Source organism: Flavobacterium sp. HJSW_4, from assembly GCF_042436695.1.
In the GTDB taxonomy this organism is placed as follows: Bacteria; Bacteroidota; Bacteroidia; order Flavobacteriales; family Flavobacteriaceae; genus Flavobacterium.
On sequence record NZ_JBHNPP010000010.1, the window covers coordinates 1 to 13,289 of the forward strand.

Below are 13,289 nucleotides of genomic sequence, written 5' to 3' on the forward strand. Positions count from 1 at the left end.
GCCAGTATTTTTATTGCTCAATTCTATAATGTGCATTTGGATTTGGGAACGCAAATGGCAATGCTTTTAGTTTTAATGCTTACCAGTAAAGGTATTGCAGGTGTGCCGCGTGCAAGTTTGGTTGTAGTTGCAGCAACATGCGGTATGTTTGATATTCCGATTGAAGGAATTGCATTAATTCTTCCAATTGACCACTTTTGCGATATGTTTAGAAGTGCTACAAACGTATTAGGGAATGCGTTAGCAACTTCTGTTGTAGGACAATGGGAGGATAATAAAGAATAATAAAATAGCTAAGATTTTAATCTTTTTGGCTTAGTTATTGAAATAATATTTTGAAAAGCTGTATTTTTTTATGAAATGCAGCTTTTTTTTATTTTAAAGTGTATATTTGATCAAATTAGCCGATTAATGCCCCACAAACGGATTTTTTTACTTTTTCTATTGGTTCTGAATTGCTTTGCCAATTCAGCAATTGCGCAATCCAATTGTAACCTCGATCCTAAAATTGATAAGACTGTCAAGAAAGCACTTTTAAATTTTAGGGAATCTAATTTCGAAAAATCACTTATTTATTCCAGAGCAGCATTAAATGATGCAACAGCAATAAAAGATTATTGCCTTACAGCTCGTGCGTATAATATTATAGCGGCTAACTATAACGAATTATCAGAGTTTGATAAAGCAATTTTTTTCTACAAAAAAGGCTTGTACTACGCTAATAAAACCGATAATGATTCTATAAAATGTCTTCTCTATAATAATTTAGGGAACATGTATTGTTTTGAAAAAAAGCAGTTTGACGAAGGGATCCGAAATTATAAGAAAGCGGTTGCTTATGCTTTGAGAATAAACGATTTAAAGGAGGTTTATTTTACCAATGTTAATATTGCATGGGCTTATTTTGACATTGGAAATTACAAACAGGGAAATCTTTTTTTGAAGTATGTAAATAGTACTAAAATTAAATACAATGACGGAACAACAGAAGTTATCGTTGATATGTTGAATGGTATTTATTCTAGTTACAAAAATGATAATAAAGCAGCAAATGCTTATTTTTTGAGTGCAATCGAATCTGGAAAAAAGTGTCAAGAAAAGACAGATTTAGCTCATGCTTATTTAGAATATTCTCATTTTTTAAATAAAATTAATAAGCACAAAGAAGCTTATGATGCGCTAGTTAGCCATTATAATCTTTCTGATAATTTGTATGATGTCAAAAAACTTAAAAAGGCTTCTCAGGCAGGTTTAAGTCTTGAATTGGACGAATACAAAAGGCAGATTGATAAAGTGGAGGGCGAAAAAGTAGAGCAGTCTCAAAGCTTAAGAAAATCAAAAATCATTGTGATTCTTTTTATTTTAATTTCGCTGATTCTTTTGATTTTAATTGTCACTTTGATAAAGAATATCGCTTACAAGAAAAAACACAATTTAGAGCTTCTTAAAGCGAAAGAAATTGCAGAAGAAGCCTCTTTGCTCAAAACACAATTTATATCAACGATAAGCCACGAATTACGCACTCCGCTTTATGGTGTTGTAGGAATCACCAATATGCTGCTCGAAGAACATAAAGAAATTTCGAGAAGCCAGCATTTAAGTTCGCTAAAATTTTCTGCTCGATATCTATTGTCGCTTGTAAATGATATTTTGCAGATCAATAAAATTGAAGAAAATAAAATCGTACTTGAAAGCTTGACTTTCAATATTTCTGACGAAATAACGATGATAAAAAATTCGCTTTCTTTTCTTTCTCAGAAAAATAATAACAGCATTTCTATTTGTATAGATCCGTATATTCCAGAGTATTTAATTGGGGATAAACTGCGTTTGGCTCAGATTTTAATGAACTTGGTAAGTAATGCGTTGAAATTTACAAAAGACGGACAAGTTGAAATTATTGTAAAACTCAATAAGGTAGAGGGAAAGCTTCATTATTTGGATTTTTTAATAAAAGACAACGGAATAGGAATCGCAATTGTAGATCAGAACAAGATTTTTGAAAAATTTGTTCAAGTTGGTAGAAAAGACGAAGATTATCAAGGAACTGGTTTAGGACTTAGTATTGTAAAAAGGCTTTTGGGGCTTTTTGGAAGTACTATTACTTTGGACAGTGATTTAGGAAAAGGAACTTCATTTTCGTTTACAATTGCTTTTGAGCATGATTTGGCCAAAACAAAAAGCATTATTGATGAGATTGAAGTTGATTTGACTTCAAGCGAAGTTTATAAAATTTTAGTCGTTGAAGACAATTTGATTAATCAGCTTGTTACAAAGAAAATTATTGAAAAAAATAATTATGCCTGCAAAGTGGTTGATGATGGTTTTGCGGCACTTAAAGTTTTAGAAGATGAAACTTTCGATTTGATTTTAATGGATATTAATATGCCTTTAATGAACGGATTCGAGACGACGAAAAGAATACGTCTTCAAGGGATAGAAACTCCAATTGTTGCTTTGACGGCTTTTGATAAAGACGAAATTACAGATGAAGCAATTTCGTCCGGAATGAATGATATTATAATTAAACCTTTTGAACCGGTTAAATTATTTAAAATAATCAATTTCTTGATAAACGAAAAAAACGCTGTTTAGTACCAGCGTTTTTTGTTTTTCTTAGAATTGTCTGATTTTCTCGATTTATGAGCGCCACCGCTTCTGTTTGAGTTTTTAGGCTTTTCTCCAGCTTCTGGACTTCCAGAATGCCATTGATACGGATGATCGGCAATCGTTTTTACATCAACTTTTATTAATTTTTGAATGTCTTTCCAATAAGGAAGCTCATCTTTTCCGCAGAAAGAAATCGCGATTCCGCCGTTTCCTGCACGACCTGTTCGGCCAATACGGTGAACGTAAGTTTCAGGAATATTCGGCAAGTCAAAATTGATTACGTAAGGAAGTTGTTCAATATCAATTCCTCGTGCAGCAATATCAGTCGCAACTAAAACACCAACTTCTTTGTTTTTGAAAGCATCTAAAACTCTTTGTCTAGCATTTTGAGATTTATCTCCGTGAATAGCTTCCGCCGGAATATCTTTTTTGCGAAGCGCTTTTACAACATTATCAGCACCGTGTTTTGTTCTGGAAAAAACAAGTACGTTTGATAAGTTTTGTTCTTTTATTAAAGTGTATAATAAATTTCTTTTTTCAGTTTTATCAACAAAATAAATGCGTTGTTCTACATTTTCTGCTGTAGAAGAAACTGGAGAAACTTCCACTTTTTCTGGATCTTGAAGAAACATTTCGGCAAGTTCGCGAATTGCAATCGGCATTGTTGCAGAGAAAAGTAAAGTCTGTCTGTTTTTTGGAGTTAGTTTTACGATTTTTTTGACATCGTTTATAAACCCCATATCCAACATCTGATCAGCTTCATCAAGTACCAAAGTATGCAAGTGATTTAAATCCAGAAAACCTTGTTTATGTAGGTCAAGCAAGCGTCCTGGAGTAGCAACTAAAATGTCAACTCCATTTTTTAAAGCGTCAACTTGTGGATTTTGAGAAACTCCTCCAAAAATGGTTAATTGTGTTAAGTTGGTATACTTACCATAGGTATCAAAACTCTCTCCAATTTGTACCGCAAGTTCACGAGTAGGAGTAACTATAAGCGCACGAATTTGTTTTGCTTTTTTTGATGAACCGACAATGCGGTGTAATTGATGTATGATTGGAATAGCAAAAGCTGCCGTTTTCCCTGTTCCTGTCTGCGCACAGCCAATTAAATCTCTTCCTGATAAAACAATCGGAATAGATTGTTCCTGAATCGGAGTCGGATTTAAGTAGCCTTCTTCAAATACGGCTTTTTGTATACTTTTTGAAAGTGATAGATCTTCGAATAACATATCTTTGGTATTAGTATTTTAGTTTTAATTACTAAAATGCTTGCAAAGATATGTTTATTCGTTCAATCGTTTGTTTGAATTTGCTTTTATTTGGGAAACAAGCCCTACAGCATAATCAAATAGGATATTTAAAATCAAGCGGGTTCAATGTTCGCTTTGATGAAATCGGTTACCAAATAACCAATTAATTTTCCAATTAAATTATTATTGGGAGAATTGTCTAAATCTGGTGCGCCTTCGCAGATATGCAAATAAGCAGCATGTTTGTGTTCGCCAAAGAAAGAAACAAATTGTCTCAATTCTTCAACAGAAAAACCACTGATAGTCATAGCGCTGCTGGCAATATTCGGAATTGCGTCAAGATCGATTTCGATTCCGAAAGCATCATTTTTAATGAAATCCAAAGCTGTAATCATTTCACGATTAAAATCTTTTTCTTTTCTGATGTTGACGCTGTCGTACGTATTATATCGAACGCGGTCTTCCAATTTTTTGATAATATCTAAAACGCTTTTCGAAGTGTAATTTTCGTGAAGACCAAAAATGAAATATTTCTTTAAAAAACCTTCTTCGTAAGCGTATGAAAAACCATTTCCGCTATGACGGCCTTCTAAAATTCTGAAATCAGAGTGTGCATCAAAATTAATAGCATTTACCGGTTTTCCTTTCGCAAGAGCGGCACCTTTAATATTTCCGTAGGCATTGTTATGACCTCCGCCAATAATAATTGGTGTTTTTCCAGCTTTAATTATAGTAAAAATGACATGAGAAACTTCTTTGTCTATTTTTTCAACCAGCTGACTCAATTTTGAACGATCATCGATGTCATTAAAATCAAGATTTTCTACTTCACGCATTTCTGTCGTAACATTGATTTGTCCTAAAACAATAATGTTACTTCCTTTAGAAAATCTATTATGCTGAATGTTTGCGATACTTTTTATCGCACTTTGCCATGCAGAAGCAGCTCCAGGCCTTCCGTAATTGGCACGCACACCAATATCTTCAGGAATTCCTAACAGCACATATTTTGCTTCGCTTTCTTTAAGAAAATTAACTATGTCAGCCCCTGGAGGAACGACAATCATTTTTTCTCCGAACTTTATTTCACCACTTCTATGATTTGTGATTTTTGCTAAATCATTTATAGTGAATGGGATTAATTTTTCCATGAAAAAAATTTATTTTCCAAAAATAATATAATTGTAGAAACTTACGTTATTACCTTATATTAATTCTTAAATTTGTTATTAAAGAAAATTATTTAAATATGGAAAACCCAAAGAACAACAATTCAAGTCTAAAAGCGGTAATCGCAGTTTTAGCAGTCCTACTTATCGGTAGCTTAGTGTATATTTTTAAATTATCTTCTGATACAGACGTAGTTAAGACAGAACTTACAACTACTTTGACAGAAAAAGAGTCTGTAATGAAAGATTTACAGGAATTAAAAGCGACTTATGATGCTGCAATTGCTGAAAATACTTCTATGTCTGACGAATTAATCCAAGAGAGAGACAAAGTTGTGGCTTTAATGGATGATTTGAACAAGTCTAAAGGAGATGTTTCTAAATACAGATCTCAAGTTCAAGCAATGCAAAGCAAAATGAAAACTTTAGTTGCTGAAAACGATGAGTTGAAAAAACAAAATGGTGTTTTAACTACTCAAAGAGATAGTACTATTGTAGTTTTAGGAGAATCTAAAAAATATAACGAAGTATTAGTTGGTCAAAACGAAGAGCTAGCTAAAACTGTAGAAAGAGGTTCTAAATTATCAGTTTTAAATACTAAAACTTCAGCTTACAAATTGAAAAGCTCAGGTAAACAAATTGAAACAGATAAAGCTAGTCGTGCTGATATCTTAAAAGTTAGTTTTACAATTGCTGAAAACCAAATTGCAAAATCTGGTGACAAAACTTATTATGTACAGGTAATTGATGCTAAAAACAATGTTTTAGGCGAAAAGAAAACAGAAAGTTTTGGAGAGAACACATTGACTTACAGCTTTAAAACTACTGTAAAATATGAAAACAAAAGCGTTAATGTGAGTGAAGATCTTCCAGGTAAAGATTTTGCTAAAGGAACTTACTTCATCAATGTTTTTGATAATGACGAATTGGTTTCTAAAACTAGTTTTAGTTTAAGATAATTTAGCCTAAGGGAAAAATACCACTTAAGATATTAAAGGTCTGTGATTTTCACAGACCTTTTTTTATGGAATAATTTTTCTAAGTAACTTAGGTGCTGGCGGTGTCTAATGATAAAGGAAATGATTTTTTGCTGATTTAATTTGTGCACATCTGTTTAAATCTGTTTAAATCTGCATGAAAAAAAATCTGCGTAAAATGTTTCACGCAGATTTAAAAAGATTTTGGCAGATCAAATTCGATTTTTATTATTGAATCAATTGTTTTATTTTATTTTGACAAATGATTTATTTTAAAATCTTGCCTTCAACAAAAACAGATTCTATAAGATTGCTTCCGAATGCATAAGGAATCTGATAATAAGAAGAAATTGGTTTGGTCAAAATCAGATTGGCTTTTTTGCCTTTTGTAATACTTCCGTGGGTTTCTGAAAGTCCCATCGCATAGGCGCCGTTTATTGTTGCGGCATTAATGGCTTCTTCTGGTGTCATTTTCATTTTGATGCAAGCTGTGGCCACAACAAAATTCATGTTTCCTGATGGAGTAGAACCAGGATTAAAATCTGTAGCCAATGCCAAAGGAAGACCTGCTTTTATCATTTCGCGCGCTGGCGTATACGGAATACTTAAGAAATAAGAACAAGAAGGTAAAGCAACTGGCATTGTTTCTGTGTCTTTTAATGCTTCAATATCTTCTGGATTCATAACTTCAAGGTGATCTACAGAAAGCGCTTTAAATTTAACTCCAGCTTGAATTCCGCCAATAGAATTAAATTGATTGACGTGGATTTTTGGCTTTAAGCCGAAATCAATTCCGGCCTGCATAATTTTCTCTGTTTCTTCTACAGAAAAGTAACCGCTTTCACAGAAAATATCTACATATTCTGCAAGCTTATTTTTAGCAATTTCAGGAATCATTTTAGTAATGATTTCGTCAATATAACCTGCTTTGTTTTCTTTATAATGCGTAGGAAAAGCATGTGCGCCCAAGAAAGTAGCTTTTATTGAAATCGGATAATTTTCGGATAATTTTTTAATGACGCGAAGCATTTTTAGCTCGCCTTCAATTGTTAATCCGTAGCCTGATTTAATTTCAACAGCTCCAGTTCCTAAATGCATGACTTCTTCAAGACGAATTTTAGATTGTTCGTAAATTTCTTCTTCAGAAGTTTCATTTAATTTTTTAGCTGAATTTAAAATTCCGCCACCACGATTAGCAATTTCCTCATAAGAAAGTCCGTTGATGCGGTCTACGAATTCTTGCTCACGATTTCCAGCATAAACTATATGAGTGTGGCTGTCGCACCAAGACGGAAGTACAACTTTTCCAGTTGCATCAATAATTTCGTCAGCGTTTATTTTTGGAAGATTATCCATTGAACCGAAATCTTCAATTAAATTGTCTTTTAAAACTAAAAATGCATTTTTAATTGTTGGAAGTTTGGCCATTTCAGAACCAGATACTTTGGCAACCGAAGTTTCGCGAACTTGAAGTAACTCTTGTATGTTTGTGATTAAAGTGATCATTAGTAAGAATTGTTATAAAACACAAATTTGCTTCGCCAGTTCCCTGCGGTCGAGTCACAAATTTCCTCGTATAAATCGATGGGAATCTGTGAAATTCGTAAAATTGTTTTTTTATCTATGGATTATTCTGAAACTGTAATTTCGAACATTTTACTCCAATTTTTACCAGTTACAAAAATAGTTTTAGTTTTAGGATTGTATGCAATACCGTTTAAAACATCGTCTTTTGTAATATCTGTCATTGTTTTTCTTAAATCAGATAAATTTAAAATTCCTTCAACAGCACCAGAACTTGGGTTTACAACAGCAATAGCATCTTTAAACCAAACATTAGCATAAATTTTCCCATCAATCCATTCAATTTCATTAACGGCTTTAATTTTTGAAGCACCAGAATAAACGTTAATGTAATCAATCATTTTTTGAGTAGCTGGATCAACTTTCCAAATTTTTTCAGTTCCATCTGTTTGGTAAATGTGCTTTCCGTCATTTGTCATTCCCCAACCTTCGATATCTTTTTCGTAATCAAAAGTTTTTTCAAGCTTTAAAGTTTTAGCATTGTAGATAAAACCTTTTTTGTTTTTGTAAGTCAGTTGGAATAATTTATCATTTAGAAATGTAATTCCTTCTCCAAAATATTGTTGGTCAAGATCAATTTGATGAAAAACCTTTCCAGTTTTATAATCGTATTTTTTTATGAATGAAGCTCCCTCTTGCCCAGTGCTTTCATATAAAGTGTCTTTGTAAAATTCTAAACCTTCTGTGAAAGCTTTTTTGTCGTGAGGAAAAGTATTTACGATTTTATATTTTAATAATTTAGGTTCAATATCTGAAACTACTTCGATTCTAGTAGTTGCATCAGAAGAATCTCCGCCAAAATAAACTTTCGCTTTTAGGTATTGATATCCTAATTTTTGATCGATTAATTCAAATCTAAAATTTTCAGCACCTTTTGTTCCTCCAACTCTTTGGTCGTTTACGAAGTAGGCAACGCTGTCAATTTCTTTCGATTTTGGGTTCAAAATTGCAATATTTAGCGCTTCTTTTTGCGTAAGATGAGCTGGAAAAGCAGAATCATCGATGGTAAATAAAGAATTTTCACCTTTATTTTTTTCTCCACATCCAATTAATGTAATTCCTAATAAAATGACAGCTAGGAAGTTATATTTTTTCATAGTTTAAAATTTGAATAAGGCAATATACGACGATATTTTTATTGTCGCAAAGGTCTTGCAAAAATATAAAAAGGTTGTATATTTGCACCGGCAAGTCCTACACGACCAGCTCCTGCAGACTCCCCCAGGATGGGAACATAGCAAGGGTACGTGGTTGAGCGGTGCGATGTAGGTCGCTTGCCATTTTTTTTAGAATTTAATTAGTTTGCAATCTTCCTTTTCAGGAGGATTTTTTTATTTTTGACCCTATCTGAAGTTTGATGTTGTTGGTTAGAAGTTAAAAGTTGAGCTCTGTGCTTTAATAATAAACTCAATTCCCAAAAACTCATAACTCATAATCTATAACTTATAACTAAAAAAATGAGTAAAGTCGTTTTAATTACCGGAGGATCATCAGGAATTGGAAAATCTATTGGTGAATTCTTGCACCAAAAAGGTTTCGTTGTCTACGGAACAAGCAGAAATCCTGAGAAAGTTTTAAATTCAGTGTTTCCTTTGGTTGCATTAGATGTTAGAGATTCTAACTCTATTAAAACTGCTGTAGATAAAATTATAACAACTTCTGGCAGATTGGATATTGTAATTAACAATGCTGGAGTTGGAATTACAGGGCCTTTGGAAGAAATTCCGACCGAAGAAATTCGAAACAATTTTGAAACTAATTTTTTCGGGCCAATTGAGGTTATGAAAGCTGCATTACCGCAAATGCGTAAGCAAAATTCTGGACTAATTATTAATATCACTTCGATTGCCGGTTATATGGGACTTCCATACAGAAGCGTTTATTCTGCATCAAAAGGAGCTTTAGAATTAATTACTGAAGCTTTAAGAATGGAAGTAAAAGCTTTTGGTGTCGAAATTACGAATGTTGCGCCTGGAGATTTTGCTACTAATATTGCAGCTGGGCGTTATCATGCGCCAGTTATTAAAGATTCTGCTTACGAAAAGGTTTATGGAGATGTTCTGGCAACAATGAACGATCACGTTGATGCGGGAAGCAATCCAAATGAAATGGCTGAGGCAGTTTACAAAATCATTCAGACCAAAAAGCCAAATGTACATTATAAAGTCGGAGCTTTTATGCAAAAGTTTTCAATTGTTTTGAAACGTGCGCTTCCTGATAAAATGTATGAGAAAATGCTAATGAATCATTATAAATTATAAATGTCATGGATAAGATTAGTGAATTTTTACCTACTATTTTAGGAGTTTTATTTTTAGTTGTTATTTGGCTTGTAATTCGAAAAATATTCGCTTCTTTAAGTGATAAAATCAATAATACGGAACATTATAAAGAAGAAACTTTAAAGGTTCTGGAAGAAATTAGAGATGAATTGAAAGAATTGAATAGAAACAATTCTAAATAAATTTCATTCATTAATTGCAAAAGAAAAAACGTATCAAATCTAGTGATTGATTAAAAAATGTAAAAAACACACTTATTTTTAACATATAATTTGAAAATGGTTTTAATTTTAAAAACGTTATTGATATTGATTTTGTAATTTTGCAGCAAGATTTTCTTTGAACACTTTATTTGAAGAAAGTTTTACAAAATATAAATACGAACAAACCATTTTTAATTAAACAAATAATTATGAAATTTTTTATAGACACAGCTAATTTAGCTCAAATTAAAGAAGCACAAGCTTTAGGTGTTTTGGATGGTGTTACAACTAATCCATCATTAATGGCAAAAGAAGGAATCACTGGAAAAAACAATATCCTTAAGCATTATGTTGACATTTGCAACCTTGTAGAAGGAGATGTAAGTGCAGAAGTTAATGCTCTTGACTTTGAAGGTATGGTTAAAGAAGGTGAGGAGTTAGCTGAATTACACGAGCAGATTGTTGTAAAACTTCCTATGACTAAGGAAGGTGTTATGGCAGCAAAATACTTTTCTGATAAAGGAATTAAAACTAACGTAACTCTTGTTTTCTCTGTAGGACAAGCTTTATTGGCTGCTAAAGCTGGAGCTACTTATGTTTCTCCATTCGTTGGACGTTTAGATGATATTTCTACTGACGGATTAAATTTAATCCAAGAAATTAGAGAAGTTTATGATAACTACGGTTACGAAACTCAAATTTTAGCGGCTTCTGTACGTCACACAATGCACATTGTAAACTGTGCTAAAATTGGTGCTGATGTTATGACTGGACCTCTTTCTGCAATTTATGGTTTATTGAAACACCCATTGACAGATATCGGTTTAGCTCAGTTCGTAGCTGACTTTGAAAAAGGAAACAAATAATCCTTAGATACTTACAAAATAAAAAAGGTCTTTTTTCTAACGAGAAAAGACCTTTTTTTTTACTTTTATATTGAATCTTAAACAGTTAAATATGAAAGTTATCCTACTTATGTTGTCTTTTTTTGTAGCTAGTTTATCGATAAACGCTCAAGCCGCTAAGGTTATTACTTTAGTAAATGAGGCAGGCGATGTTGCTACTTTTGAATTGGATTGTTCTGTTAAATTTCAAACCCTGGCGAAAGGTCTCAAATATAATATTACGAGACATGAATTTAAAGGACCAGAATTGAAAAATACTTATCGTTTAATGTTAGTGATGGATGGATTTTATTCGAAAACATTAAATAGCGAAATGACTATCTCGGCGATCTTAAGTGATGGTACAAAAATAGAAGCTAGGAAAACGATAGAAGATGATGGCTTTTTTGATGGAGCTTGCACTTTGAAAATAAAGGATCCTCAAGCGCTTTTAAATGCTGATATAGACAAAGTAATAGTTCATGCGGATAAAGATGTTGTTTATTCTTTAACGGTGCAAAATAAGGCTGTTTTTAAGAAGAATTTGAGTAATATTATTAATGCGAAATAAAAAGGTTCAAAGGCCCAGAGTTGCAAAGGTTCAAAGTTTTTTCCTTTGGAAATAAAAAAATCCAAATTCCTTTGGAGTCCGAGGCTTCGGGAGGAATTTGGATTTTTTTATATTGATATTTCTAGTATTTAGTGTCCGCCACCAGCACTTTCTATGTGGCTGATTCCTTGTCTTTTTAAGATTTTAGGGCAGTAGAAACCGTAGAATCCTAAATACGCAAAACCAAGAAGTGGTACGATGTAAGAGAAGTGAGTGTATGTGATACCGAAAATTCCGTTTGGATTTGTTGCATCTAAATCACAGATACTTCCTTGTACTAATGGAATTACTCCACCACCAAGAATCATCATGATTAAGAAAGAAGATGCTTTTCCTGTGTTTTTCCCTAATCCTGCAATCGCTAAATCGAAGATTGAAGGCCACATGATAGATAAGAACAATCCGCCAGAGATAAAGAAAAATTTAGCAATTTCTGGGTTTGGCCATACTAATCCTAAAACCATCATGGTTAATCCTGAAATTCCAAAAAGCATTAATGTTTTTCCAGCGTTTTTACCACCAACAAAACTTACAGCAATAAATAGTAAAATCCAGAATGGGTAAATGTAGAATGAAGAAACATCGTGCGCAGCAAAAATATTTGCTCCAATGATTACTCCAAATGCCGCAGCTGGAACGATAAATTTAAGAGCTGTATTTACCAAGTTTGAAGTGTTGAATACGTTTGCTCCACCATTCCAACGACCAATCATTAAACTACCCCAGTAAAGCGCGATAAATGGTGCAATTGCGTCTTCTAAGATGTTTCCGAATTCGTTAGTGTGTAGTAAAGCTGGTAAATTACTGATGATAGTTACCTCAGTTCCAACATAAATAAAAATTCCTAACATACCCAAGTATAATTGTGGATAGTCAAGAATGTTGAATTTACTGTGTTTGTCTGCAATTATTGCTTCTTCCTCTTTTACAGGGTCTTCGATTTTTGAGAAATTCATAAATACTGCAACAGCAATAAATGCAAGACCTAAAATGATGAAAGGCAATTTAATATCTTCTAATGAAAGAGCCGTTTTTTTGTTGTCTCCCATTCCGAATAAAGCGATACCTAATAAAATAGCTCCGATTGTTGTTCCGAAAGAGTTGATTCCGCCAGCAAGAGTTAAACGGTGTGCCCCAGTTTCTGGACTTCCCATTTTAATAGCCAAAGGATTTGCAACGATTTGCTGGATAGAGAATCCTAAACCTACTGTAAATAAAGCTGTTAAAAAGAAAGGAAAGCTTTGGATTGTTGCTGCAGGAACAAATAAAAATGAACCTACTGCTGATAAAACTAATCCTGCTGATAACGTTTTTTTGTATCCGTATTTTTGTAAAACATCTACTTTTAAAGAAACGATAAAAAATATAATTGATCCAACAAAATAAGCAGCGTAGAAAGCCCATGCTACTAATTGAGATTGTACTTGCGATAGCGTAAATACTTTTTTGAATACTGGAATCAGGATGTCATTAGCAGAACCAACAAAACCCCAAAAGAAGAAGACGATTATCAAAGAGATAAATTGCCCCCATTTGGTTTGAACATTTTCTGAACTCATAATAATAAGGTTAATTTTTTATTTTATTGTTTTTTGAAGACCGTAAATATATTTGTTAGGATTATCAAAAAAAAATAAAAAGGTATAAATAATGTTAAATTTAAACCAACGACTATGTTTTTTCAACAAAGTGTTAATTTTAACCCAGTTAGAAAATGTAA

General features: G+C 32.8%; 12 protein-coding genes and 1 other RNA gene. 8 read left to right on the forward strand and 5 right to left on the reverse strand.

Annotation, left to right across the window (positions count from 1 at the left end):
* Positions 1-285: dicarboxylate/amino acid:cation symporter (locus tag ACE01P_RS11315; protein ID WP_379697598.1), on the forward strand; the 285-nt coding region annotated here is incomplete at its 5' end.
* A 126-nt stretch (positions 286-411) separates the two neighbouring features.
* Entirely contained in the window at positions 412-2,595 is a 2,184-nt protein-coding gene (locus ACE01P_RS11320; protein WP_379697601.1) for a response regulator, read from the forward strand.
* Here the strand turns inward: ACE01P_RS11320 and ACE01P_RS11325 are convergent.
* Both ACE01P_RS11325 and ACE01P_RS11330 read right to left on the reverse strand, forming a co-directional pair.
* A complete protein-coding gene (locus ACE01P_RS11325) occupies positions 2,592-3,839 on the reverse strand; it encodes a DEAD/DEAH box helicase (RefSeq protein ID WP_379697603.1) in 1,248 nt (415 codons plus the stop codon). The two genes, ACE01P_RS11320 and ACE01P_RS11325, sit on opposite strands and share 4 nt — an antisense overlap.
* Before the next feature lie 134 nt (positions 3,840-3,973).
* Positions 3,974-5,011 (reverse strand): formimidoylglutamase, encoded by a 1,038-nt coding sequence (locus ACE01P_RS11330; protein WP_379697605.1) that lies wholly within the window; start codon positions 5,009-5,011, stop codon positions 3,974-3,976.
* A 98-nt stretch (positions 5,012-5,109) separates the two neighbouring features.
* Between ACE01P_RS11330 and ACE01P_RS11335 the strand changes: the two genes are divergently transcribed.
* A complete protein-coding gene (locus ACE01P_RS11335; protein ID WP_379697608.1) occupies positions 5,110-5,988 on the forward strand; it encodes a hypothetical protein in 879 nt (292 codons plus the stop codon).
* A 285-nt stretch (positions 5,989-6,273) separates the two neighbouring features.
* On the opposite strand, the gene hutI is transcribed toward ACE01P_RS11335, so the two are convergent.
* Both hutI and ACE01P_RS11345 read right to left on the reverse strand, forming a co-directional pair.
* A complete protein-coding gene (gene hutI, locus ACE01P_RS11340; RefSeq protein ID WP_379697611.1) occupies positions 6,274-7,512 on the reverse strand; it encodes an imidazolonepropionase in 1,239 nt (412 codons plus the stop codon).
* 122 nt (positions 7,513-7,634) lie between these two features.
* The gene (locus ACE01P_RS11345) at positions 7,635-8,687 is read right to left on the reverse strand and encodes a glutaminyl-peptide cyclotransferase (protein ID WP_379697613.1); all 1,053 of its coding nucleotides are present in this window, start codon (positions 8,685-8,687) and stop codon (positions 7,635-7,637) included.
* Positions 8,688-8,775: 88 nt separating this feature from the next.
* Here ACE01P_RS11345 and ffs point away from each other — a divergent pair.
* The 5 genes from ffs (at position 8,776) to ACE01P_RS11370 (ending at position 11,530) form a co-directional block, all read left to right on the forward strand.
* An RNA gene (gene ffs, locus ACE01P_RS11350) (signal recognition particle sRNA small type) lies at positions 8,776-8,873 on the forward strand.
* A 174-nt stretch (positions 8,874-9,047) separates the two neighbouring features.
* Positions 9,048-9,851, forward strand: a complete 804-nt coding sequence (locus tag ACE01P_RS11355) for an SDR family oxidoreductase (protein ID WP_379697616.1) — start codon at positions 9,048-9,050, stop codon at positions 9,849-9,851.
* A gap of 5 nt (positions 9,852-9,856) precedes the next feature.
* Positions 9,857-10,054 carry a hypothetical protein gene (locus tag ACE01P_RS11360; RefSeq protein WP_379697618.1) on the forward strand — a complete coding sequence of 66 codons (198 nt, stop codon included), beginning with the start codon at positions 9,857-9,859 and terminating at the stop codon, positions 10,052-10,054.
* Positions 10,055-10,284: 230 nt separating this feature from the next.
* On the forward strand, positions 10,285-10,941 hold the full coding sequence (gene fsa / locus ACE01P_RS11365) for a fructose-6-phosphate aldolase (RefSeq protein ID WP_274250812.1): 657 nt from the start codon (positions 10,285-10,287) through the stop codon (positions 10,939-10,941).
* Positions 10,942-11,032: 91 nt separating this feature from the next.
* Positions 11,033-11,530 carry a hypothetical protein gene (locus tag ACE01P_RS11370; RefSeq protein ID WP_379697620.1) on the forward strand — a complete coding sequence of 166 codons (498 nt, stop codon included), beginning with the start codon at positions 11,033-11,035 and terminating at the stop codon, positions 11,528-11,530.
* A 128-nt stretch (positions 11,531-11,658) separates the two neighbouring features.
* Here ACE01P_RS11370 and ACE01P_RS11375 read toward each other — a convergent pair whose 3' ends face one another.
* Positions 11,659-13,128, reverse strand: coding sequence for an MFS transporter (locus tag ACE01P_RS11375; RefSeq protein WP_379697622.1), 1,470 nt, complete (start codon positions 13,126-13,128; stop codon positions 11,659-11,661).
* Positions 13,129-13,289: the final 161 nt, after the last annotated feature.

Coding starts and splice junctions, on each gene's coding strand:
- hutI (WP_379697611.1), bottom strand. CDS start 7,512: ATGATCACTTTAATCACAAACATACAAGAGTTACTTCAAGTTCGCGAA.
- fsa (WP_274250812.1), top strand. CDS start 10,285: ATGAAATTTTTTATAGACACAGCTAATTTAGCTCAAATTAAAGAAGCA.
- ACE01P_RS11330 (WP_379697605.1), bottom strand. CDS start 5,011: ATGGAAAAATTAATCCCATTCACTATAAATGATTTAGCAAAAATCACA.
- ACE01P_RS11360 (WP_379697618.1), top strand. CDS start 9,857: ATGGATAAGATTAGTGAATTTTTACCTACTATTTTAGGAGTTTTATTT.
- ACE01P_RS11370 (WP_379697620.1), top strand. CDS start 11,033: ATGAAAGTTATCCTACTTATGTTGTCTTTTTTTGTAGCTAGTTTATCG.
- ACE01P_RS11355 (WP_379697616.1), top strand. CDS start 9,048: ATGAGTAAAGTCGTTTTAATTACCGGAGGATCATCAGGAATTGGAAAA.
- ACE01P_RS11320 (WP_379697601.1), top strand. CDS start 412: ATGCCCCACAAACGGATTTTTTTACTTTTTCTATTGGTTCTGAATTGC.
- ACE01P_RS11335 (WP_379697608.1), top strand. CDS start 5,110: ATGGAAAACCCAAAGAACAACAATTCAAGTCTAAAAGCGGTAATCGCA.
- ACE01P_RS11375 (WP_379697622.1), bottom strand. CDS start 13,128: ATGAGTTCAGAAAATGTTCAAACCAAATGGGGGCAATTTATCTCTTTG.
- ACE01P_RS11345 (WP_379697613.1), bottom strand. CDS start 8,687: ATGAAAAAATATAACTTCCTAGCTGTCATTTTATTAGGAATTACATTA.
- ACE01P_RS11325 (WP_379697603.1), bottom strand. CDS start 3,839: ATGTTATTCGAAGATCTATCACTTTCAAAAAGTATACAAAAAGCCGTA.